This is a genomic window from Chryseobacterium sp. C3 (assembly GCF_014218905.1).
Classification (GTDB): domain Bacteria; phylum Bacteroidota; class Bacteroidia; order Flavobacteriales; family Weeksellaceae; genus Chryseobacterium; species Chryseobacterium mucoviscidosis.
Map to the genome: position 1 here is coordinate 69762 of NZ_JACLCU010000003.1, position 24744 is coordinate 94505.

At 36.7% G+C, this 24744-nt stretch carries 21 protein-coding genes; 9 read left to right on the forward strand and 12 right to left on the reverse strand.

Features of this window, described 5'->3' with window-relative positions; translation table 11 throughout:
• Positions 1-116: 116 nt before the first annotated feature.
• From H6W53_RS07535 to egtD, 4 genes are read right to left on the reverse strand one after another with little or no spacing between them, the layout of a single operon-like run.
• A complete protein-coding gene (locus H6W53_RS07535) occupies positions 117-1679 on the reverse strand; it encodes an ABC transporter permease/substrate-binding protein (protein WP_185205724.1) in 1563 nt (520 codons plus the stop codon).
• Positions 1679-2584 (reverse strand): ABC transporter ATP-binding protein, encoded by a 906-nt coding sequence (locus tag H6W53_RS07540; RefSeq protein WP_185205726.1) that lies wholly within the window; start codon positions 2582-2584, stop codon positions 1679-1681. Before H6W53_RS07540 ends, H6W53_RS07535 begins: the two co-directional genes overlap by 1 nt.
• A 9-nt stretch (positions 2585-2593) precedes the next feature.
• On the reverse strand, positions 2594-3775 hold the full coding sequence (gene egtB, locus H6W53_RS07545; RefSeq protein WP_185205728.1) for an ergothioneine biosynthesis protein EgtB: 1182 nt from the start codon (positions 3773-3775) through the stop codon (positions 2594-2596).
• A 21-nt stretch (positions 3776-3796) separates the two neighbouring features.
• Entirely contained in the window at positions 3797-4783 is a 987-nt protein-coding gene (egtD, locus tag H6W53_RS07550) for an L-histidine N(alpha)-methyltransferase (RefSeq protein WP_185205731.1), read from the reverse strand.
• A gap of 160 nt (positions 4784-4943) precedes the next feature.
• On the opposite strand from egtD, the gene H6W53_RS07555 reads away from it, so the two are divergent.
• Positions 4944-5405, forward strand: coding sequence for an Lrp/AsnC family transcriptional regulator (locus H6W53_RS07555; protein WP_076393695.1), 462 nt, complete (start codon positions 4944-4946; stop codon positions 5403-5405).
• Between the two features lie 127 nt (positions 5406-5532).
• Here H6W53_RS07555 and argH read toward each other — a convergent pair whose 3' ends face one another.
• From argH to H6W53_RS07595, 8 genes are all read right to left on the reverse strand, one after another.
• Complete coding sequence (argH, locus tag H6W53_RS07560; protein WP_185205733.1) at positions 5533-6837, reverse strand: argininosuccinate lyase; 1305 nt, start codon at positions 6835-6837, stop codon at positions 5533-5535.
• Between the two features lie 434 nt (positions 6838-7271).
• Positions 7272-8354 carry a M20 family metallo-hydrolase gene (locus H6W53_RS07565; protein WP_185205735.1) on the reverse strand — a complete coding sequence of 361 codons (1083 nt, stop codon included), beginning with the start codon at positions 8352-8354 and terminating at the stop codon, positions 7272-7274.
• A complete protein-coding gene (gene argB / locus H6W53_RS07570; RefSeq protein WP_185205738.1) occupies positions 8329-9123 on the reverse strand; it encodes an acetylglutamate kinase in 795 nt (264 codons plus the stop codon). The genes H6W53_RS07565 and argB overlap by 26 nt, the downstream gene beginning before the upstream one ends.
• A gap of 55 nt (positions 9124-9178) precedes the next feature.
• Positions 9179-10174, reverse strand: coding sequence for an acetylornithine carbamoyltransferase (locus H6W53_RS07575; protein WP_185205740.1), 996 nt, complete (start codon positions 10172-10174; stop codon positions 9179-9181).
• 417 nt (positions 10175-10591) lie between these two features.
• A complete protein-coding gene (locus tag H6W53_RS07580) occupies positions 10592-11731 on the reverse strand; it encodes an aspartate aminotransferase family protein (protein WP_185205742.1) in 1140 nt (379 codons plus the stop codon).
• Positions 11732-12023: 292 nt separating this feature from the next.
• The gene (gene argC, locus H6W53_RS07585; protein ID WP_185205744.1) at positions 12024-12989 is read right to left on the reverse strand and encodes an N-acetyl-gamma-glutamyl-phosphate reductase; all 966 of its coding nucleotides are present in this window, start codon (positions 12987-12989) and stop codon (positions 12024-12026) included.
• Positions 12990-13239: 250 nt separating this feature from the next.
• Positions 13240-14427 carry an argininosuccinate synthase gene (gene argG / locus H6W53_RS07590; protein WP_185205746.1) on the reverse strand — a complete coding sequence of 396 codons (1188 nt, stop codon included), beginning with the start codon at positions 14425-14427 and terminating at the stop codon, positions 13240-13242.
• The gene (locus tag H6W53_RS07595; protein ID WP_185205749.1) at positions 14399-14995 is read right to left on the reverse strand and encodes a GNAT family N-acetyltransferase; all 597 of its coding nucleotides are present in this window, start codon (positions 14993-14995) and stop codon (positions 14399-14401) included. Before H6W53_RS07595 ends, argG begins: the two co-directional genes overlap by 29 nt.
• Before the next feature lie 160 nt (positions 14996-15155).
• Here H6W53_RS07595 and H6W53_RS07600 point away from each other — a divergent pair, with 160 nt between their 5' ends.
• From H6W53_RS07600 to H6W53_RS07635, 8 genes are all read left to right on the forward strand, one after another.
• Complete coding sequence (locus H6W53_RS07600; protein ID WP_059137148.1) at positions 15156-15572, forward strand: terminase gpP N-terminus-related DNA-binding protein; 417 nt, start codon at positions 15156-15158, stop codon at positions 15570-15572.
• Between the two features lie 191 nt (positions 15573-15763).
• Complete coding sequence (locus tag H6W53_RS07605; protein WP_185205751.1) at positions 15764-17143, forward strand: porin; 1380 nt, start codon at positions 15764-15766, stop codon at positions 17141-17143.
• Positions 17144-17380: 237 nt separating this feature from the next.
• Positions 17381-18961 carry an MFS transporter gene (locus tag H6W53_RS07610; protein ID WP_185205753.1) on the forward strand — a complete coding sequence of 527 codons (1581 nt, stop codon included), beginning with the start codon at positions 17381-17383 and terminating at the stop codon, positions 18959-18961.
• Between the two features lie 43 nt (positions 18962-19004).
• Positions 19005-19244, forward strand: a complete 240-nt coding sequence (locus H6W53_RS07615) for a DUF6814 family protein (protein WP_185205756.1) — start codon at positions 19005-19007, stop codon at positions 19242-19244.
• A gap of 78 nt (positions 19245-19322) precedes the next feature.
• A complete protein-coding gene (locus H6W53_RS07620; protein WP_185205758.1) occupies positions 19323-19517 on the forward strand; it encodes a hypothetical protein in 195 nt (64 codons plus the stop codon).
• On the forward strand, positions 19510-22176 hold the full coding sequence (locus tag H6W53_RS07625; RefSeq protein ID WP_410500691.1) for an ATP-binding protein: 2667 nt from the start codon (positions 19510-19512) through the stop codon (positions 22174-22176). The genes H6W53_RS07620 and H6W53_RS07625 overlap by 8 nt, the downstream gene beginning before the upstream one ends.
• A 77-nt stretch (positions 22177-22253) precedes the next feature.
• Positions 22254-22613 carry a response regulator transcription factor gene (locus tag H6W53_RS07630; RefSeq protein ID WP_087706415.1) on the forward strand — a complete coding sequence of 120 codons (360 nt, stop codon included), beginning with the start codon at positions 22254-22256 and terminating at the stop codon, positions 22611-22613.
• 108 nt (positions 22614-22721) lie between these two features.
• Entirely contained in the window at positions 22722-24608 is a 1887-nt protein-coding gene (locus tag H6W53_RS07635) for an AMP-binding protein (protein ID WP_185205762.1), read from the forward strand.
• Positions 24609-24744: the final 136 nt, after the last annotated feature.

A 24744-nucleotide genomic window follows, 5' to 3' on the forward strand; every position in this document is an offset into this window, starting at 1 on the left:
ATAAGTTAAAAAAATCAAAGATTTTTTCTCTTTGCAGACTTTTGAAATACTTTAAATAAATCCAATAAAGCCCTTTGTATCTTTTGTGGTTAAATTTAAAATTAGTACAGCAGAAATTATTTCCCGGTCTCCATGTTTTTTAAATCTGTTATGGATTTTATTTTGAGCTGATTTGCCTGTTTTCTTCGCATAACGAGCGCATACGCATTGTTAAATCCAATCGGTTTCAGCCAACGGATCTTGTATTTTTTGATGAATTCATTTTGTACAAACTGATAGGTAAGATCAGGGCTTTTGGTCACACTTTCAATCGTTTTATGATCCGGAGTGAGCAGAACCAGCAATCCGGTACCTGTATATTCCGGATAAAAATCGACAGCATCATTCATTAAGGCATCAAAACAGATTTTTGTTCCGCCTAATCCTGTTTTGGTTTCAACTTTATAGTTTGTGTTTCCTTCGATTAGCATTCGGTAGATTTCGGCAAGAATATATTGTTCTCCAAAAATTTTTGATCCGATCCGGACGGTTTGATTTCCTGCTTCTTGAGGTGCTTTGTACAAATTATTCCTGATTAAAAATTCTTTTGCTACTTTTTCAGGAACCTGATGAAGATAATCTGTCTGATAGTTCAGTTCGGTCATCACGGAATCATTGATTTTTCCTGAAAGAAGATTGAGCGTTTTTTCGAGATCAGGATATTTCTGCAACGTTTTTTCTTTAACAATAGGAGCTGCGAAGTAAGGCGGAAATATTTTTTTATCATCATCAAGAACCAAAAGATCGTATGCCTTTATTCTTCCAACGGTAGAATATCCGCTGATAAGGTCTAGTTTACCTTCATACAGAGCTTTGTACATGAGAGCGTCATTAACAACCGAAGGAGTGACATCCAGCTGATAAATCTTTTTCAAGCCGATATCTCCATCTTTTCTTCCCATAAATTCAGGGGTAAAACCTGCTTTTAATCGGGTTGATGAGTTTTTATTCCAAAAATAAACTCCTCCTGCAACAATTAACAGTAAAGGAATAATCCATATCATTTTTCCGATTGTACGGTATTCTGATTTCTGAACAAAAGCAATCATCTGATCCACAATAACTGCCAGTAAAGCGGCCGGAATTGCTCCTGCAAGAATCATATTGGAATTGTTCAGGGAAATTCCACCAAAGATGAATTCTCCCAAACCTCCCGCTGCAACAAAAGAAGCCAATGTTGCGACTCCAACGTTGATTACTGCGGCAGTTCTTATTCCGGCAACGATAACCGGCATTGCTAAAGGTAATTCTACTTTCAGAAGTAATTGGCTTTTCGTCATTCCCAAAGATTTTGCCGCTTCAATGATATTGTCATTTACTCCCGAAATTCCTGTATATGTATTTCGGATGATGGGTAATAAAGCGTAAATTAACAGTGCGACAATGGCGGGTTGCGGTCCGATCCCGAAAATGGGAATCATAAAACCTAGCAAGGCAATGCTTGGAATCGTTTGTAAAATTCCGGCAACCGTTAAAACCGGAGTGGCTAATTTCTTTTTCCGGCTGATGAGAATTCCCAACGGCAAACCGACAGCAATTGCCAACAACAGAGCTATAAAGGTTAATCCCAAATGCTGGATCACCTGAATATAGATCTTGTGTTGCTGCTCAACAAGAAACTGCCATAAACTTTGCTGCATCAGGTCAACTGTTTTTGTCGGTATTCATTAAAAGAAGCCGTAATTATATTGTAAAGTTCAGCATCTCCGGAATTTGTACTGAGATCCTGCAAAACATTCCAGATATTCTGATCTTCATCAAATCTTTTTTCTGAAACATTTTTAAACTGCAGTTCTGAAATTTTCGTGATTTGATATTCTAATGTCAAACGGTTATTGGCAAAGAAATTTTTCACAAAATCATTCGCAGGACGGTAAATCATTTCTTTCGGGGTTCCGATCTGTATTATTTTTCCTTTATCCATGAGGCATATTCTGTGTCCCAATTCGAAAGCTTCAGATACATCGTGGGTTACCAGAATGATGGTTTTATTTTTAAGCTCGTCCAGCGTTTTAAACTCATTATGAATCTCGGATTTCGTCATATTATCCAATGCTCCGAAAGGTTCGTCCATCAGTAAGACGGGAGTATTGGCGATTAAAGCTCTGGCTATTCCGACGCGCTGCTGTTGTCCGCCGCTTAATTCATGGGGAAACCTGTTTAAAACATCATCAGATAAATGTAATTTCTGAATAAGCTCCTCCGTTCTGTCTTTAATCTGCTTTGAGTTCCATTCTTGAAGTTTCGGAACAACGGCGATATTATCGGCAACTGTATAATGAGGAAAAAGCCCTGAATTCTGCATGACATAACCGATTCCCATTCTCAGTTGTTCTACGTTCTGATCTTTGATATTTTTACCATCGATTAAAATTCTTCCCGAATCTGACTCAATAAGCCGGTTGATCATTTTTAAAGTAGTTGTTTTTCCGCAGCCGCTTGTTCCCAGCAATACCAGAATTTCCTTTTCATGGGCAGCAAAGGAAATATCGTCCACTGCGGGACGATTATTAAAACTTTTGGAAACAGATTCTACCGTAATCATCAATGGGAATTATTTAGCCAGTCGGATTCCTGTAAACTGCCATTGCAGTGATATGGGAAAGAAATTTCTGTATGTTTTCCGGCTGTGTCCTTTTGGTGTTGCTAATGAAGCGCCTCTTAACACCATTTGATTGACCATAAATTTTCCGTTATACTCTCCTACCGCTCCTTCTTCTTTTTTAAATCCCGGATAAGGAAGATAAGCACTTCCTGTCCATTCCCAGCGTTTTCCCCAGTCAAATTTTCCGGAAGCGACTTCCCATTCCGCTTCGGTAGGTAAACGCATCCCTTTCCAAGAGGCAAAAGCAGAAGCTTCAAAAAAGTTGATGTGACAAACGGCTTCGTCGGGAATGATTTCTTTTAGACCGTTCAACGTGTAATGCATCCATTTACCTTCAACAAAATGCCAGTATAAGGGAGCTTTTGCATGGTTTTCTTTCACCCAATCCCAACCTTCCGCGTGCCAATGTCTGAAATTTTCATATCCTCCGTCATTCATAAATTCCAGATATTCTGAATTGGTTACCAATCGGTTTGAGATTTGGAAATCATTGAGATATACTTTATGTCTGTTCAGTTCATTATCAAAACAAAATCCTTCTCCTTCAAATCCTATTTCATAAATTCCTTCCTTAAAAGAAAGCATTTCAAAATTTTCGGGTTCTGATTTTTCTAACGGAAAATTTTCGTTGTAAGCGGGAAATAAAGGATTATGACCCAAAATATATTTGATATCAGTCAGTAACAATTCCTGATGCTGCTGTTCGTGGTTTACTCCTAATTCAAAAAGTTTTTTAAGATCATCGGATAAGTCGTTGTTTAAAAGAAAAATTTCCATCTGTTGATCGACATATTTCCGATACTGAAAAATATCTGCGACCGAAGGTCGGCTTAAATTTCCTCTGTCTGTACGGATTACTCTTGCCCCAATGGTTTCGTAATAACTGTTGAATACGAAATTATATTGGGAATTAAACACCTGATAACCATCAAGATTCGGGATCAAAATAAAAGTTTCGAAAAACCATGTGGTATGTCCTAAATGCCATTTTGGCGGACTTACATCTATAACAGGCTGAACTACAAAATCTTCTGTTTCAAGTGGTTCGCATATTTCTACAGACCGCGCTCTGATTCTGCAGTAATTCTCAAGCAACTGTTTTTCTTTGACTAGTGTATTCTGTTCGATCATCGTTTTAGCTTTTAATTTAAATTAGACTTTCCAGATCGCATCCACAAACCAGCCTTTGGTGTCCGAAATCTGTTTTAACGGTTTAAAACCTGTTTTTCTTGCCATTATATCGACTTCTTTTTCCGAATATTTCTGAGAAATTTCCATGTAAATGGCTTCATTTGCCTTAAAGTTTACCTCTTCCTCTTCAATATGTACCGACTGATCTTCCAGACTGATCAGGTAACTTCTGCAGGCTCCAGAAAGCGGATCATAAGTTTGGTAATGTTTGAACTGATTCGTTTTAAAATCTGCATCCAACTCTTCATTAATTCTGTCTAAAAGATTAAGGTTGAACGATGCCGTTATTCCCGCTTTATCGTTATAGGCAGCAAGAATGGTGTGTGGATTTTTCTTCAGATCAAAACCAATGAGAAGAATATCATCCGGATTGAGTCTCGATTTCAATGCATTACAGAACTGATAGGCTTCTTCAATTTCCATATTTCCAATATTTCCTCCTAAAAAAAGAATGACTTTTCTGCGGGAAGAAATTTTGTTTGCTTTATCGAGCATTTCAAAGTATTCTCCATTGAGCCCCGTCATTTTAAGCCCCGGAATTTCAGATGTAAGATTTTCCTCCAAAACAGAAATAATATTTGCCGAAATATCAATCGGCATATAGGTAAAATCTGCGTTTTGCTTTACTAAATATTCAAGCAGATGAGAGGATTTTGTAGCATCTCCTGCTCCGAGTTCCACCAAATCAAAAGGTTCGTCGAATGCTCGTATCGCGTTTGCGAGTTCCCTCTTTTTTCCGGTAAAGATTTCAAGTTCGCAATCGGTGAGATAATATTCCGGCATATTCATGATCTGCTGAAAAAGCTCATCTCCTTTTTTATCGTAGAAATATTTGGATAATAAATGTTTAGGCTCCTCTTTCAGTCCGTCTAAAATTTCACTTTTAAATTTATGATGGGTGTTGTAATCAGCCAATGAAGTTGTTGCCGTAGTCGTATTTCGGTTCATATTAATCTGGATTTCGTACGCAGATTACAGCAATTAGTCTGCCATTGAACAAAACAGATGTTAATATTCGGGCTGTATATCAAAAGGTTTTGGGTTTATAAAACAAAATTTTAGTTTTAATTTTTATAAAATTGTATATTTACGATTCAAAATCGACTATATGGATTTAAAAGACAGGATGATTCTCAGTATTATTCAGGAAGATTCTACACTTTCGGTGAAAGAAATTTCAGAAAAAATTGGTCTTACTTTCACTCCGACGTACGAACGCATCAAGCAACTGGAGAAACAGGGAATTATTGAGAAATATGTAGGTCTTTTAAACCGCGAAAAACTGGGCTTAAATATTGTGGTTTACTGCAATGTGCGTCTTAAAGAACAGTCTAAAAAAGTTCTGGAAACATTTGAGAAAAACATCATGCAGCATGATGAAGTTCAGGAAATCATCAGTCTTTCCGGTGAATATGATTACATGCTGAAGATTATCGCAAAAGACATTAATTCTTATAATGATTTTACGGTGAATGTGATTTCAAACATACCTAATATCGGGCAATATCACAGTTCTATTGTGCTGCATGAGGTGAAAAAGTCTACGAAGTTTAAGATTGATCTGGGTTAAATTGAACCATTAAGATTTAATTAAGAAGTTAAGCGAATTTAAGATTTTGAAGCGAATTATATTAAAAAATCCTATATCTCTTAATTTTGTTTAACTCCTTAATTAAATCTTAATGGTTTAAAATAAATCAACCCAATAATTTATTTTTCAGCTTATTAAACTGATATTCTATTTTATCCAAACACAAATTCCCGATACTTCCCTGATGCGTATGGTTTAAATTTCCAATTTCAAAATCGAACGCATTATTTTCAATCTCCTGCCCTACTTTTACATAAGCATCCCGAAATGAACTTCCGTTTTTGACTTCTTCATTAATTTTCTCTACACTGAAAAGGTATTTGTATTTTTCATCCTCCAAAATTCCGTCTTTCACCTGAATATTGGGTAATGTATAATTTAAAATTTCCAGACATTCTTTTAAGGAATCAATCGCAGGAAAAAGGATTTCTTTCGTAAGCTGCATATCTCTGTGATAGCCTGAAGGAAGGTTATTCGTCAATAAAATAAATTCATTCGGTAACGACTGTATTCTGTTGCAGCGCGCACGAACCAACTCAAAAATATCAGGATTTTTTTTGTGTGGCATAATGCTGCTTCCTGTGGTAAATTCCTTCGGAAAGCTGATGAAATCAAAGTTCTGACTTAAATACAGACAAACATCATAAGAGAATTTACCTAAAGTTCCCGCTAAATTCGCCATTGCCATCGACAGCATTTTCTCAGACTTCCCACGCGTCATCTGAGCATACACGGAATTGTAATTCATCGATTGAAAGCCTAAATTGTATGTTGTACTTTCACGGTCAATTGGGAATGATGAACCGTAACCCGCCGCCGAACCCAATGGATTTTTATTGATAATATTTTTAACTGAAAACAACATTTCAATATCATCCAACAATGCTTCTGCATAGGCTCCAAACCATAATCCAAATGAGGAAGGCATTGCAATCTGTAAATGTGTATATCCTGGAAGCAGAACATTTTTATGCTGTTCCGCTAATTTGATTAATATTTGGAAAAACTCATCCGTTAACGCTGTAATTTCACGGATTTCGTCCAATAAATACAATTTGATATCCAGTAAAACCTGATCGTTTCTGGAACGTGCCGTGTGAATTTTCTTTCCGGTATCACCTAATTTTTCAATTAAAATTGATTCAATCTGGGAATGAATATCTTCCGCATTTTTATCGATTTCAAAGATTCCGTTTTCAATATCTTCTAAAATTTTTGCTAAAACAAACAACATTTGCTCTGATTCTTCATTGGAAATAATCCCTACTTCTGCCAACATTTTGCAGTGCGCCATTGAACCTTTGACATCGTATTTTGCCAAACGTTCGTCAAAATCAAGATCTTTCCCGACTGTGAATGTATTGACTAATATATTGGTGGCGTTATCGTCTTTCTGCCATATTTTTTTCATAAAATTTCTTTTTTGTTGGAAGATGGAAGTTGGGTGACGGATGTTTACAACCAACTGTTTTATCTTCCTTTATTAATTTGATTTTATCATTCCTACGAAGAAGGAATCTCTTTTAAAAATACTAAAGATTCTTCTGCATATTTCGTAGCTTTGAGAATAACAAAACTGTTTTTTGTATTATTTTCTTTTGTCTTAAAACAAAAGAAACAAAAATTCAAGACTGGAAACTCCGGCTAAAAATTATTTCTGTTCTCTAAAAATTCTAAACTTGCGCGAATTCAAAATTTGTTCTTCGGTTCAATATTTATCTCGCGCTTCGAACAGTAGAATTTTCTTAACGTTCACAGAATTAATTTTCTTAACGCCTCCGATTCCTAAGTCGTTACTTACAAGCCTCCCATCATCCATCCCTCTTCCTGCTTCCTACTTCCAGCCTATAAAACTTTCTCTAAAATTTGAATATAAATCTCAATTCCCTCCTCTATTTCCTTTATGTAAATGTATTCATCCGCGGTGTGAGAACGGGTACTGTCACCGGGACCGAGCTTTACGGAAGTGCACGGAATTATCGCCTGATCCGATGAAGTTGGGGAACCGTACGTTGTCCTCCCGATTTCCAAACCTGCTTTTACAAAAGGATGATCCATTTCAATTTTTGAAGAATTTAATCTGAACGATCTTGCGGTTAATGTAGATTTCATCTGAGATTGTATGATTTCAAATGCTTCTTTATTGGAATATTCATCCGTAACTCTTACATCTAAAGTGAAAGTACAGGATTCCGGAACGACATTATGCTGAACTCCGGCATGAATTCCTGACAAGGTAATTTTAACCTCACCCAAATACTCTGAAACCTTCGGAAATCTGAAATTCAGAATATTCTGCAAATCTTCCATACATTTTACAATCGAATTATCATCGTTCGGATGAGCGGCGTGAGAAGGAGTGCCTTTCATTTCACCATCAATTACCAAAAGTCCTTTTTCTGCAATCGCCAGATTCATCTGCGTGGGTTCTCCTACAATGGCGAGTTCAATATTCGGTAATTGGGGGAAAAGCGCTTCAATACCGTCAAAACCTGAAATCTCCTCCTCTGCCGTCAAAGCTATAATTAAGTTATATTGTAAATTTTCTTTTTCATAAAAATGTAAAAAAACCTGCGCCATCGAAACCAATGAAGCTCCCGCATCATTACTTCCCAATCCGAATAATTTCCCGTCTTTTTCAATCGGAACAAAAGGATCCAAAGTATACGCTTTGTTGGGTTTTACGGTATCGTGATGGGTATTCAGCAAAATGGATGGCTTGAAAACATCAAAATTTTTGTTTACCGCCCAAATATTATTTTTAAAACGTTTTGTCGGAATCTGATGTTTTTTGAAAAAATTTTCAATTTCCACCGAAGTATTAAATTCATCTTTGCTGAATGACGGAATCTCAATCAACTTTTTTAATAATTCAATAGCATTATCCCGTAATTCTTCTTTGCTATAAACAGATTTCAGTTCCTGCATGATGGTTTTCTATATGATTTTTCAGTTGAGTTTCTTTAATGAGAAATACTTTATTGACATTATTTTTCACTGCTCCTAAAGCATTTTCCAGTTTGGGAAGAATTCCTTTATGAAGTTTTCCGTCCTCTTTTAAGGTTGAAAATTCGTCTTCGGAGATATTTTTAATAACCGATTCCGGATTATTCACATCTTCCAAAACGCCTTCTTTATCAAAGCAGTACAGCAATTCCACATCATATTTCACGGATAAAGCCTGCGCAATTACCGAAGCAATTGTATCTGCATTGGTATTGAAAAGGTGTCCCTTTTTATCGTGGGTAATTGCCGAAAATACAGGAACCAGTTCCAGTTTCAGCAATTTTGAAATTAACTTTCTGTTCACGCTTTTCTCTGTGATATCTCCCACAAATCCGAAATCTATTTCGGCGTGTTCTCTTTTTTTGGCTTTAATTAAATTCGCATCCGCTCCCGAAAAACCAACGGCTTTACACTTTTTCTGCTGAAGTTTTGCGACAATGTTTTTATTGATCCCTCCCGCATAAACCATTGCGACAATATCCAACGTATCTTTATCGGTTATTCTTCTTCCGTTTACAAGTTTTTGCTCAATTCCCAGTTTGTCGGCTAAAGTCGTTGCCAGTTTTCCTCCTCCATGCACCAGAATTTTCTTTTCCTGAATTTCTGCAAATTGCTCTAAAAACTGTTCTAACAATTCCTCGTCATCAATTAACGCTCCGCCAATTTTTATGATGTATAACTTTTCTTTCATTACAAATCTTTTTTGGAAACCTCATAGGTTTTTGAAACCTATGAGGTTTGATTTATTAAGAATTCAATTCATCTAAAATTTCAGAAAAAACCGCCTGTGCAGAGAAAATCCGGTTTTTTGCCTGCTGATAAATGATTGAATTTTCACCATCCATCACCTCATCGCTCAACTCTACATTTCTACGAACCGGAAGACAGTGCATTACCTTTGCCTGATTGGTATTTTCCAGTTTTTCATTCGTCAACATCCAATTGTCTTTTACTTCAGGCATTGCAGCATAATCATCAAAAGACGACCAGTTTTTAACATAAATAAAATCGGCATCTTTCAATGCTTCTTCCTGATTATGAATAACCTTCACATTTTTTGTAAAGTTTTTATCTAAATCATACCCTTCTGGATTGGCGATGACAAAATCTACATCCATTTCCTGCATCCATTCAGCGAAAGAGTTTCCAACCGCATGAGCAATGGGCTTGATGTGAGGCGCCCAGGTTAAAACCACTTTCGGTTTACGGTTTACACTGAGCTTAGCTTGTGGTGAGCTTGACGAACCATCGAAGTGCCAGTTTTCGGTAATGGTGATGCAATCTGCCAGACTTTGCAAAGGATGACGTGTCGCAGATTCCAGAGAAATAACCGGAACTTTCGCATGTTGCTCGAACTGGCTTAAAATGCTTTCGTTTACATCATCTTCCTTACTTTTCATTCCTGCAAAACAACGAACGGCAATAATATCGCAATATTGATTCAATACTTCAATTGCATCTTTGATATGTTCTACTGTATCACCGTTCATCACTGCGCCGTCTGCAAATTCCAGATTCCATGCTTCCTGAGCCGCATTTAAGGTTAAAACATTTAAACCTAAATTCTGAGCTGCAATCTGACTGCTTAAACGGGTTCTCAAACTTGAATTTAAAAAGACAAGTCCTATTGTTTTTCCTTTTCCTTTTTCGGATTCCGAATGAGGGTCTTCTTTAATTTGTAATGCTTTTTTTATAATGTGCTGTAAGTTTTCAACATCACTTACAGAGGTGAATTTTTTCATTTTGAATTGTTTTTTTACCGCAAAAGTTTTAACACATAAGTCACATTAGATTTAAGTTCAAAAACTTTGAAAATATTAGAACACATAAGTTGAAAATCTTTGATTTTCCCATGTTCTTTAAATCTTTAGACTTGTAGTTAGTTAATTTTAAAATTTTATCTCCATATCATTGGAGCTTTAACGCTATGAATCGCTACGTTTTTTTTATTTAACTTGAAAATATTTTCGTCCGCAAGGGCTGAACTACGTTCGTAAACCTTCAGTTTATACTCAGCTAATGATAGTTGTGTTTGTCATTCTGACGAAGGAAGAATCTAATTTTTCATTTTGCCTACTTTAGATTCCTACAGAATGACAAACTGTGCGCTAAATTTAATTTCAAATAAGCCTTCTCAGCTATCTTTAATATCTTAGCACTTAAATATTCTCCAATACTTCTTTCAAAGCATTTATGAATAGATCCGTTTCTTCTTTTTTAATATTAAGCGCCGGAAGAATCCTTAAGACCGCTTTATCACTAGAGTTTCCTGTGAAAATATGATGATGGTACAACAGGCTGTTCCTCACTTCCGAGCAATCTCTGTCGAGCTCTATTCCAATCATCAAACCTTTCCTTCGGATTGTTTTGATATGCGAAAAATCCTTAATTTCATTTTCAATATATTCGCCCATTTTTTGGGCATTTTCGATGAGATTTTCATCTTTCATGACGTCTAAAACCGCAATTGCCGCTACACAAGCCAAGTGATTTCCGCCAAAAGTAGTTCCCAATAAACCGTTGCTTGCCTGAAACTTCGGATGAATTAAAACGCCACCAATCGGGAAACCATTTCCCATTCCTTTTGCAGTGGTGATGATATCTGCTTCAATCCCAAATTCCTGATGGGCAAAGAAATAGCCGCTTCTTCCATATCCCGACTGAACTTCATCCAAAATCAAGACAGCATTGTATTTTTCGCACAATTCTTTGATTTTAGTTAAAAATTCAACTGTTGGAATCATAATTCCGCCCACTCCCTGAATTCCTTCAATGATGACGGATGAAAGTTCATTTCCCTGTTTTTCAAAAACTTCTTCAAGCTGTTCGATATTGTTCCATTCAGACTTAATGAATCTTTCATCATAATTTACCGGAGCTACAATTTTAGGATTGTCCGTCACCGAAACGGCTGCAGAAGTTCTTCCATGAAAGGAACCTGAAAAATATAGCACTTTGTTTTTTCCGTTATGAAATGAAGCCAGCTTTAAGGCATTTTCATTGGCTTCTGCTCCTGAATTGCACAAGAATAAATTGTACTCTTCAAAGCCTGAAAGTTTTCCTAATTTTTCAGCCAGTTCAGTCTGTAACTCGTTCTGAACCGAATTTGAATAGAAAGATATTTTATCTAATTGATTTTTTAATTGAATTTGATAATGGGGATGGTTGTGACCGATAGAAATCACCGCATGACCTCCGTAAAAATCAAGATATTTTTCTCCTTTATCATCCCAGAGAAATGATCCCTGAGCTTTTACCGGATTGATGTTGAATAATGGATATACGTTGAATAAATTCATGTCTATTTATAAATGATAATTGATGTTTGATGAATGATTTCATCTTTATTATATTTTTCTTTTGCCTTGAAATCGAAGATTCGACGTAGTCAAACAAAAGAAACAAAAGTTCAAGACTGGAAACTTCCGCTAAAAATTAAAACTTAATCCTAAAATTTCCAAAACTTGCGCGAATTGAAGATTTGTTTTCATTTCAAAATTTGTCTCGCGCTTCGAACAGTGGAAATTTTTTAACGTATTAATTTTTAATTTTCTTAACGCTCCATTTTCCTAGGTCGGATTATTGTCCGTTTTAAAATGCAATTGGTTTTAAATTCAACCCTAAATTTTCTTCCCAGCCCATGGCGATATTCATATTTTGAACTGCCTGTCCTGAAGCTCCTTTCAACAAATTGTCAATCGCTGAGTGAATGACCGCAACATTCCCACATTTTTCAATCTGTATCACACAGCGATTGGTATTGACAACTTGCTTTAAATCAATTGCTTTTCCGCTTACCTGTACAAAAGGCTCATCTGCATAAAAATCTTCAAACAACTGATAGATCTCTGAAAGTTCTGCATTTGTTTTCACGGTAGAACTTGTAAAAATGCCTCTGGCAAAATCTCCTCTCCATGGAACAAAATTCAGACTGATTTCATTGGCATTAAAAGAAACTAATTGGTGTAAAATCTCATCCACATGTTGGTGTGTTAAAGTTTTATACGCTGAAATATTATCGTTCCTCCAGGTAAAATGCGTGGTTGCCTGTAAAGACTGACCTGCACCTGTGGAACCCGTAATTCCTGTTGTATACACTTCATTCAGCAAACCTTTTTGAGCTAAAGGAAGCAGAGCGAGTTGAATTGCTGTTGCAAAACATCCCGGATTGGCAATGCTTCTGGCTCCGAAAAGTTGTTTTTTATTGATTTCGGGCAATCCGTAGATAAAATTTCTGTTTCCGAAATTTCCATCGAGGCGAAAATCGTTCCCTAAATCAATCACCAATGTTTCATCTTTTACAGAATTCTGAATCAGCCAATTCTGACTTTCTTTGTGAGGAAGGCATAGAAACAGAATATCGACTTCTTCAGACTGATCCGTTAAAACCATTTCACAAACCATCGTTAAATCCGGGTACAAATCTGAAATTTTTGTTCCCGAATTTGAACGGCTATATAAAAAACTCAATGATACATTGGGATGAAAAACCAACAGACGAACCAGTTCGCTTCCTGTGTAACCGTTGGCTCCGATGATTCCTATTTTCTTTTTCATTTTATTATTTCCATGGTTTCATCATGGATATTATTATTGAACCCTTTCGGGTTCGCTTATTTTATTGATTTTATCATCCATAGGTTTTACCTACGGCTATTCGTATTGAACCCTTCGGGTTCATTGATCTTCAAATCTCTCGCAGTCCGATTTGAGCGGAAATCCTTTTATGAGGAGAAACGACGAATAAAAGATTGGGATCCTTCGACAAGCTCAGGATAAACTACAGGCGGATAAAGCTGCCCAGATTTTATTTATTAATCTGATGGTATATATTTAAAGAATTGCTTACAATCTTTGTGTAGCCTTTTACATCTTCGCCTGTCCATGCCCTGTTTGCTTCTCCGTAGCTTCCGAATTTGTCTGACATCAGATCGTGTTCAGATTCAATTCCGTTTAAGATAAATCGGTAAGGATGAAGGGTTACAAATACTTTTCCGCTGACTGTTTTTTGAGAATCAACCAGAAAAGACTCGATATTCCTCATCACAGGATCTAAGAAAAGTGCTTCGTGAAGCCAGTTTCCGTACCAGTCGGATAATTGGGACTTCATCATCTGTTGATATTTTGAAAGCGTATGTTTTTCTAATAAATGATGCGCTTTGATAATCACTAAAGCTGCTGCCGCCTCGAAACCTACTCTTCCTTTGATTCCGACAATGGTATCTCCTACGTGAATATCACGACCGATTCCGTAAGCCGAAGCCAATTCTTCAATTTTCTGAATGGCGTAAACCGGATGCTCAAAACTTTCTCCGTTTACAGAGATAATTTCACCATTTTTAAACTCAATTTCTAATTCAGAGGGTTGATTTTCTTTAATTTGTGACGGAAAAGCTTCTTCAGGAAGATAATTTCTTGAAGTCAGCGTTTCCTTCCCCCCAACTGAAGTTCCCCAAAGTCCTTTATTAACAGAATATTGTGCTTTCTGAAATTCCATTTCGTAGCCGTGACTTTTCAAAAACTCAATTTCTTCTTCACGGGAAAGAGCCATATCACGAATGGGCGTAATGATCTCTACATTCGGACACATTACCTGAAAAATAAGATCAAAACGAACCTGATCGTTACCCGCTCCCGTACTTCCGTGCGCAATTGCATCCGCTCCGATTTCAATCGCATATTTTGCAATTTCCTTCGCCTGAATGGTACGCTCCGCACTTACAGACAGAGGATAGGTATTGTTTTTCAGAACATTTCCGAAAATCAGATATTTTACACAAGAATTGTAATAATCTTCCTGAGCATCAACGCACCCGTATTCTTTTACTCCAAGATTCAGGGCTTTTTTCTCCAGTTCTTTCTCTTCATCTTTGGAAAAACCTCCGGTGTTTACAGTAACTGCATACACATCATATCCCAGTGTTTCGCTGAGATATTTGGCGCAGTAAGAGGTATCGAGACCTCCGCTAAATGCTAAAACTACTTTCTTGCTCATTATTGTATCTGTTTTCAGACTGATTATTTTCAGTACTGTTTTTTGTATTATCGGGAACGAAAAGCATTGCTGTGCAAAGACAGTTTTTCCGTTCTTTTTTCATTAAAATATCATAATTCACGCAGCTTTTGCAGCCGTTCCAGAATTCTTCATCCTGAGTAAGTTCAGAATAAATGACGGGTTTATACCCCAGATCACTGTTGATCTTCATGACTGCCAAACCGGTAGTTAATCCGAAAATTTTAGCGTTGGGGTATTTTTTTCGGGACAAAGCGAATACTTTGTCCTTGATTAAGGTTGCCACTCCCAAATGTCTGAATTCAGGAGAAACAATAAGCCCGGAATTGGCAACAAACTGACCGTGAGACCATGTTTCTATATAACAGAAACCCACCCACTTTCCTTTATCGGTTGCTACTACAGCGTTTCCATCAGTAATTTTTTTACTGAGGTATTCTATGGAACGCTTGGCAATCCCCGTTCCTCTGCGCTGTGCAGAATCGTACATTTCCTGCTGTATTTCACTCACATACATCAGATGTATGGATGAGGAAATTTCTATTTCCATTTATTTATCTAAATTTTTTGGCAAATTTAAAATATAATTTCTTTTAAAACCAAATAAAAAAGATAATTTTATTGAATTAAATTAATATACAGGTAATTTTATCTTTACATGAAATTAACATTTTGCTAAATTATTATATATTTGCTAAAAAGATATAGCTATGGAAAATCGATGCCCTAAATGCAACACAGACAAAGTGGTTAAAAGCGGAATTGTAAACAACAAACAACGCTTTCTATGCAAAGACTGCAACTATTATTTCACGGTAAAAAAACTGGGAAAACAAATAGATGATTACTACGTAACCAAAGCTTTACAGCTCTATCTCGAGGGATTGAGTTTTCGTGAAATTGAAAGAATTATAGGCGTTTCTCATGTGACGATCAGTTCATGGATCAAGAAATACAATATTACAAGACCTCCTCATTCTGAGTTTCATCCGGTATATAAAATCCTAAAACAAAATGAGCTGATTGACTATATGAGTAAAGAAGAAAATCTGAAAAATTCAGGATTAATTATCACTCAGTTTGCAGACAAATATATGCTGATAAAATGGGAAAGATTTAAGAAATAATTTTAAAATCAATTGAAAATAAATGAATTGAGAATTTAAAATCCTGCTCAATACCAATAAATACTAAACTCAAAACTTAGAACTTTAAGATCTATCTATATACTTACCATTAATATATATTAAATTTCTTTAAATAAATTTTTAATTACAATTTGGCTTTCACAAAAAACAACGCCAAAAATTGATAATTTATGAAGAAATTAATCACTTTTATTGGATTGGCTTTAATCAGCAATTCTTTACACGCTCAAGGTTCGCCGGATTACGGAAGCGGATTAAAAATTAATCTCAATCAGCAGGGCGATAAATATGTCAGGTTCATTTTATGGGATCAGTTTTGGTTGAGGAACACGCAGATGAATCCGGGAAGTATGGTTGGCGGAGAACCCACAGACAATTCATGGAGTCTGGGAAACAGAAGATTACGTACTTTGGCGTACGCTCAGATTTCCAAAAGATATATGATCTTAGCGCATTTTGGGATTAACAATCAGACATTTATCAATGGAGGCGGTTCGGGAACTTCAGGAACAGGAGGTTATGGAAACGGTAAAAAACCGCAGCTCTTTTTTCATGATGCATGGAATGAATACGCCGTGTTTCTACCCGGAGAGGCAGGAAAATTCACCTTATCTTTAGGAGCGGGACTTCATTACTATATGGGACTTTCCCGAATGACGATGGCTTCAACATTAAACTTCCTTACGGTTGACTCCCCTATTTTCACATGGCCATTAATCGATAACTCAGATCAGTTTGCGAGACAACTGGGAATGTTTGCGAAAGGCAAATATGGAAAACTGGAATACCGTTTCAGTTTAAACAAGCCTTTTGCAACGGATTTAACTCCGGTAAATGTTACCGATCCTGCTAAAGCGGTTGCCGTGGACAACAACGGAAACCCCAATTTTTCAAAAGCAGGATATGTAGAGTATCAGTTTTTAGATGAAGAATCCAATGTATTGCCTTTCAAAGTAGGTTCTTATCTGGGAACCAAAAAAGTTTTTAATCTTGGCGCAGGATTTTACCATCAAAAAGACGGAACCCGAACTTCTATAAATTCCACTGTTGAAAAGCACGACATCACCCTTGTTGCAGTAGATGCTTTTGCAGATATTCCTTTGGGAAATGCTAAAAATAAAATGGCAGTTTCCGCGTATGCAGGCTATTACAACTATCAGTTTGGTCCGAATTACGTGAGAAATTTAGGAATTATGAACATCGCTGCCTCTGATCCGAATTTTACGGGAAGCAAAGCCATTGCAGGAGTAGGAAATCTGCAACCGACCATCGGAACAGGGAATATTATCTATGCACAAGCCGGATTGCTATTGCCAAGTCAGGCTGAAAAACCGAAAATCAGAATCCAGCCTTTCGCAGCATATACTCACAAGAATTTTGAAGCATTTGACAAATCTTCGTCACAGTTTGATGTGGGTGCAAACTGGTTCATAGACGGTCATCACGCGAAAATTACCACGCAGTATTCTACAAGACCGGTTTATACGAGTCCTACGGAAAGCCCTTCTTCAAAAGGGGAATTCATTGTACAGTTCCAGATTTATTTATAAAAATATTAATCATTATTTTTTTTACAATCGCAAAGACGCAAAGCTTTTTTAAACCAGAACGTTTTTAAGACGCAAGAAAATCAAAGATTTTCAGCAAGTCCCTTTTAAATTTTATCGAAGATAAATTCTTTGCGCCTTACAACATAAAGCATATAAAATTTTCCTTGCACCCTTGCGATAAAAAACAAAAACTATCAAAATCCAATCAATTTAAACTAACATCAAAAATTAAAGCATATGAGCGATAACAATGAAATAAGCTACGAGAATATGACGGATAAGCAAAAGAATCGTACGATCTGGAGCGTCATTACAGCATCATCTCTCGGAACACTAATCGAATGGTATGATTTCTACATTTTCGGAAGTCTTGCCGTTGTACTGGCTACAAAATTTTTTCCGGCAGATAATCCTACTGCAGCATTTTTATCTACATTAGCTACTTTTGCCGCAGGATTTGTCGTGAGACCTTTCGGAGCGCTATTTTTCGGAAGATTAGGAGATCTTATCGGGAGAAAATACACCTTTTTGGTCACTTTACTGATTATGGGATTTTCTACATTTCTTATCGGATGTATTCCCAGTTATGAAACCATAGGATTTATGGCTCCTGTTTTGGTATTAATTTTAAGATTATTACAAGGATTGGCTTTAGGAGGTGAATATGGAGGCGCTGCAACTTATGTCGCAGAATACGCACAACCTGGAAGAAGAGGCTACTGGACTTCGTGGATCCAGACTACTGCAACAGCCGGACTTTTCATTTCACTTATTGTAATTATGGTAACAAAAACCACTCTTTCCACTGAGGAATTTGACGGTTGGGGATGGAGAGTTCCGTTTTGGATTTCGATATTAATGGTGGGCGTTTCTTACATCATCAGAAAAAACATGAAAGAATCTCCGCTTTTTGCCAAAGCTAAAAGTGAAGGAAAGACTTCCAAAAATCCGTTAAAGGAAAGTTTCGGAAATAAACTAAACTTCAAATTTGTTCTTCTTGCATTGTTCGGAGCGGCGATGGGACAAGGGGTAATCTGGTACACAGGACAATTTTATGCGATGAGCTTCCTTCAGAAAGTGATGAATATTGAATCGATTCAGGTGGATTATTTAATGGCAACTGCTTTGTTTTTAGGAACTCCGTTCTTCGTTTTCTTTGGATGGCTTTCTGATAAAGTTGGAAGAAAAGCAATCATGATGACCGGAATGCTGATCGCGATTTTCGCATACAGACCGATTTATGACAATATGTTTAAAAGCGTTGATTTAAAATCCAAAACCATTGCAGAAAGTGGTCTGGTTGAAAAAAGAACGGCAAAAATTCATGACAAAATTGCGACGGACAGTTTAATCACTTTCCACAAAGAAACGCTTTTCACGGACGGAACTTTGGCTAAAAAAGACAGCATTGTACACTGGTCTCCGACCGGACCTGTGATGAAAGACGGAAAAGCTGAAGAACCAAAGGTAACTCAGTCGATAAAGATCAACGACAGCACAAAATGGTATCTTGTATTTTTAGTTTTCATTCAGGTGATTTTTGTAACGATGGTTTACGGTCCTATTGCGGCATTTTTAGTTGAAATGTTCCCGGTAAGAATCCGCTACACCTCAATGTCATTGCCTTATCATATTGGAAACGGAGTTTTTGGAGGACTGCTTCCTGCTGTTGCCACTTATCTCGTAACCACAGGAAAAGACGGAGGACATCCTGAATGGTATCTGGAAGGACTTTGGTATCCGATAGGCGTTGCCGCTGTCTGTCTTTTAGTCGGATTAATTTATCTAAAAAATAAGAACAATAATATTCACGATTAAGCCCAGAATCACTTAAAAATTTATTAATTTTAAAACTACTAAAATGAACAAAATACTCAACATAATAAAAAAGATATTTGGTGTACTCTGGATCGCCATTGCACTGGTGGTAGGATATTTCGGAATTACAGTAATGGGAATTCCAAAAATCACCTCAGGAAAACAGGAAGATCTGGTTTTCGGAATCATTATCCTTTGTGTACTGATGCCGATTATTTCCGGCGGAATGGCAATTTTCGGCTACTATGCACTGATCGGGGAATATTCTGACGATAAAGTTTAATCTATTGATGATGAATGATAATTGATTGATGATACAAAAATGTCAGACCATCAATTATCATTCATTTAATTATCATATATGAAAAAAAGACACGAACAAAAACTGATCATTCTGAGCATCGGACTTATGATTGCCTTCAGCATTCCTGTTTCGTTGCTGTTCAACAGTGACCGGGAAGTTTTCGGTTACCCAATGATTCTGGTTTATATTTTCGCTGTCTGGATGGTTTCCATCATTATTTCTTTTGTAATCGTAAAAAAGTATGATGAGTAGTTTCGCTTTATTCACCGTAGTTTTGTTTTATCTGGCACTTTTATTCTTAGTCGCTCATCTGGCGGAGAAGAAAAAGAGCAAGCTCTGGATCAACAATCCTTACATCTACGCGCTTTCCCTCGCTGTGTACTGTACCGCATGGACGTACTACGGAAGCATTGGTGTGGCGGCAACAAGCGGGCTTAATTATCTTCCGATTTATGTGGGACCGATTATGGTAATTCCGGCGTGGATCTACATCAACACAAGGATTGTACGTATTTCAAGGGTGAATAAGATCAGTAGTTTAGCCGATTTTATTTCTTTACGATATGGGAACAGCAGAAGTTTCAGCGCGATTATTACGGTGGTTTGTCTTTTGGCAATTGTTCCTTACATTGGTTTGCAGATCAAGGCTATTTCTGAAACTTTTCATCTGGTAACCAAAACAGCGATTTCTAAAAACATTTTAACGGATAACGCAACTTTCGTTGTTGTTTTAATTGCTTTATTTTCATCCTATTACGGAACACGCTACGTTGATGCTTCCGAAAAACGTTTGGGAATAATTTCCGCTATTGCACTGGAAAGTTTTCTTAAACTGTTCTTTATCATTATTTTAGGATTATTCGTTATTTACTTTGCATTTGACGGATTCTCGGATATTTATGAAAAGGCGAGTCTTTTTAAAGATTTTAAAGAAAAAAATACATTCAACGGTATTGAAGGTGCGATGAACTGGATGGTGCTTTGCATGATTTCCGGAACAGCAATCTGTATTCTTCCAAGACAGTTTCATACCGCAATCGTAGAAAACCGACAGGAAAAACACATCAAAACAGCCATCTGGTTTTTTCCGCTTTATTTATTGATTTTTACGATCTTCATTTTTCCAATTGCATGGGCGGGAAGATTGATTTTTGACGGACAAAACGTCAATCCGGAGTTCTACTCTATCCTGATTCCTCAGTATTTTGACAATACTTTAATTACGGTTTTGGTTTTTCTGGGAGGATTAAGCTCCTCTATTTCGATGATCATCATTTCAGCTATTACCTTATCCATCATGCTTTCCAATAATCTTATCATTCCTTACGGATTATTAGGAAAGTTCAAATCTGAAAACGAAGTTCAGAATACCAGAAATATCACCAACATCAGGAAATTCAGCATTTTCGCACTGATTATCATGGCTTTTGGTTTTTATAAATATTTTATTTTAAAAACTTCGCTGGATTCTGTCGGACTCATTTCTTTCGTTGTCATTGCTCAATTGGCACCTGCTTTTTTCGGAGCTATTTTCTGGAGAAGAGGAAGTTATAAAGGGGCTGTTATCGGTTTATTGGCAGGATTGGCAATCTGCTATTTCGGATTGATTATTCCACAATATTACTTCTCTTACAATCAGGAATTTAAAGGCATTTTAAGAGATTTATACGATGCTTTTGATTTTTTCAAGATTTCCTTTTTAGGAAGAATTCCACAGATTTTCTTCTGGTCTCTTTTAGTGAATACTGCTTTATTTTCTATCATTTCGGTGAGCATCAAAGGAAATTACCGTGAAAGAAATTTCGCTGAATTGTATGTAGACATTGATAAGTACATTCAAAACCACGAAAATGCTTTTATCTGGCGCGGAACAGCCTACGTTTCCGACATTAAAAATATTCTGGAACGATTTTTAGGCAAAAACAAAACCGAACAGGCATTAAGAATTTTTAATTTAAAATATAATATTGATTCGCAGACAGAAACCGCCGATTCCAGATTTATTAAATTCTCGGAAAACCTTCTTGCCGGAAGAATAGGAACGGCTTCTGCCAAAATCCTTATCGAAGGGGTAACCAAAGAAGATAAAATTTCTTTAAAGGAAGTTTTAAACATTCTTGAAGAATCAAAAGAAACTATCACGCTTAATAAAAAGCTTACCGAACAATCGGAAGAGCTACAGAAATTATCCGATGATCTGAGAAATGCCAATGAAAACCTCATCATTAAAGACCGTCAGAAAGATGATTTTCTGGATTCTGTTGCCCATGAATTAAGAACTCCGATTACCGCCATACGTTCCGCAGGAGAAATTTTAGCCGATGATGACGATATTCCTTTGGAAATTAAAAAGGAATTTTTAAATAACATCATCACAGAATCCGACAGACTGAGTGAGATCATCAACGATATTCTGTATCTGGACAAATTGCAGCATGGAGAAATCGTACTGCACATTCAGGAAAATAATATTCTTGAAACGTACAAAAAAGCAGTTAATCCTCTTATGCATCTTATTCAGCAGAAAAATATTCATCTCAGTGAAGTCAATCTTCTCAATCAGTTTTTATTTAAATATGATGAAGCGAGAATGATTCAGCTTTTTCAGAATATTTTAGGAAATGCTTTGAAATTTACGGATGAACAGGGAACTATTCAGACCAAATTATCAGAAATAGAAGATGGGTTAATCATTAAAATTTTCAATACCGGAAAACATATTCCCGAAGAGGATTTGGAAATGATTTTTGATAAATTTTACCAGTCGAAAAATCAAAATATTTTGAAACCAACGGGAAGCGGACTGGGACTTGCCATTTCAAAAAAAATCACAGAAGCGCAGGGAGGAACCATAAAAGCAGAAAACAGCGGATTGGGCGTGACTTTTACAATCGCTCTGCCAAAAGAATAAGAAGGAGGAGGGGAACCCGAAGGGTTCCCCAAAAGAAACAAAAAAACAATGCAGTTGAACAATAAGATAACCACAATATGAAGAAGATAATCATTGCCGATGACGAGCACAAAATATTAATGTCGCTGGAATACAGCTTTAAGAAAAACGGATACGATGTATTTATTGCAAGAGACGGAACAGAAGTTCTGGAATTTCTGAAAACAATGACGCCCGATGTCATTTTACTGGATATTATGATGCCAAATCTCGATGGATACAGTACTCTGGAACTAATAAAACAGGATGAAAAACTGAAAGATACAAAAGTAATTTTTCTGAGTGCGAAAAACAACCCGAAAGACATTGAAAAAGGTCTGGAAATGGGAGCCGATGCTTACGTTACGAAGCCTTATTCAATAAAAAAACTTATGCAGCAGATAGAAGAAATGTTTTGATACATTTTACAAACCGTCATTGCGAACGAAGTGGAGCAATCTCAACAAAATATTAAAAGATTGCTTCGTCACTACGCTCCTCGCAATGACAAAAACACAAAAACTAATATGAATACAGATATTTTATTCAAGCAAAGCATAGAAGACAAAGAGAATTTCTGGAAAGAACAGGCTCAGGAAATCAGTTGGTATGAATTCCCGAAAACCATTACTTCTAATGACGAAAACCACTACAACCAGTGGTTTCCGGACGGAAAACTCAATATGTGCGATTTATGTATTGATAAACATATTAAAGATGGTTTTGGAGATCAGGTTGCAGTTGTTTACGATTCTCCGGTAACGAACCAAAAGCAAACCTATACCTTCAATGAAGCCAAAAAGGAAATTTCGAAATTAGCAGGAGGATTAATTTCTTTAGGATTAAAAAAAGGTGATACCGCTGTCATTTATATGCCGATGATTCCGCAGACTTTGTTTTCCATGCTGGCGTGCGCAAGAATTGGAGTGATCCATAATGTGGTTTTCGGAGGTTTTGCGCCACACGAACTGGTGGTGAGAATTGACGACTGCAAACCAAAAGCATTAATTACGGCAACCGCAGGAGTTGAAATTGCAAAAAGAATTCCTTATCTGCCTTTGGTAGAAAAAGCGATCGAACTGGCACAAGATAAGGTAGATCACATCATTGTCTACAACAGAAAACTGGTTGACAATCAACATGAAATGTTTGGTGGGTTAATTGATTACGAAGAATTGGTACAGAACTCAGAACCTGCGGATTGCGTTTCGGTGGAATCCACTCACCCACTCTATTTGCTGTATACTTCCGGAACAACGGGAAAACCAAAAGGTGTTGCAAGAGATACAGGAGGTTACGCCACCGCGTTGAAGTTTTCGATGAAATATATTTATGGAATCGAACCGGGAGAAACTTTTTGGGCAGCTTCCGATTTCGGATGGGCAGTTGGTCACAGTTATACCGTTTACGGTCCTTTAATCAACAGAAATTCAACGATTATTTTTGAAGGAAAACCTATTATGACGCCCGATGCGGGAACATTCTGGAGAATTATTTCCGAATATAAAGTAGCAGCCATGTTTACCGCTCCTACTGCAATCAGAGCCATCAAAAAAGAAGATCCGAACGGAGAATTGGTGAAAAAATATGATTTAAGCCACTTCAAAAAACAGTTTTTAGCAGGAGAAAGATGTGATGTTGCCACTCTGGACTGGTTTGCAGAACACATCGGCGTTCCGGCAATCGATCATTGGTGGCAGACCGAATCCGGTTCTCCAATGCTGGGTTTAATGACTTTTAATGAAGAATACAAAATCAAAAGAGCTTCCGCAGGAAAACCAATTCCCGGCTATGATATTAAAATTTTCGATGAAAACGGCTATGAACTAAATGCGCATCATGAAGGTTATTTAGTTATAAAATTACCGCTTCCTCCCGGAGCTTTGCTGGGAATCTGGAAAGATTATGACCGTTTTGAGAAAAGCTATCTCTCACAGTACAAAGGCTATTATTTTTCCGGAGACGGAGCCATAAAAGATGAGGACGGCTATATTTTCATCACAGGAAGAGTGGATGATGTTATTAATGTTGCAGGGCACCGCCTTTCCACTTCAGAAATGGAAGAAATTGTTTCCTCTCATCCCGATGTTGCAGAATGCGCTGTTGTAGGAATTGATGATGAGCTGAAAGGACAGATTCCTTTTGCAACGGTTGTTTTAAAAAACGGATCCGCTGTTTCCGAAGATCAAGTAGAAAAGGATATCGTAAAAACAGTCCGTGAAAAAATAGGCGCTGTTGCCTGTCTTAAAAATGTGATGGTTGTAAAACGCTTACCTAAAACCCGTTCAGGAAAAATTTTAAGAAAGCTGATCCGTACTTTACTGGACGGAAAAGAATTTCAGATTCCTTCAACAATTGATGACGAAAAGATTATTGAAGAAATTCAGGAAAAAATTGGAGATTACAGAAGATAAAATATAAAATTGTTTAAACCATTTCAGGATTAACCACAAAAGTCGCAAAAGACAGTATTAAAGTGAATTTCTATAATAATTAAAGCGCTCAAAAGGATAAAAATCAAAGATTTTTAAAAACTATTGTTATCTTTTT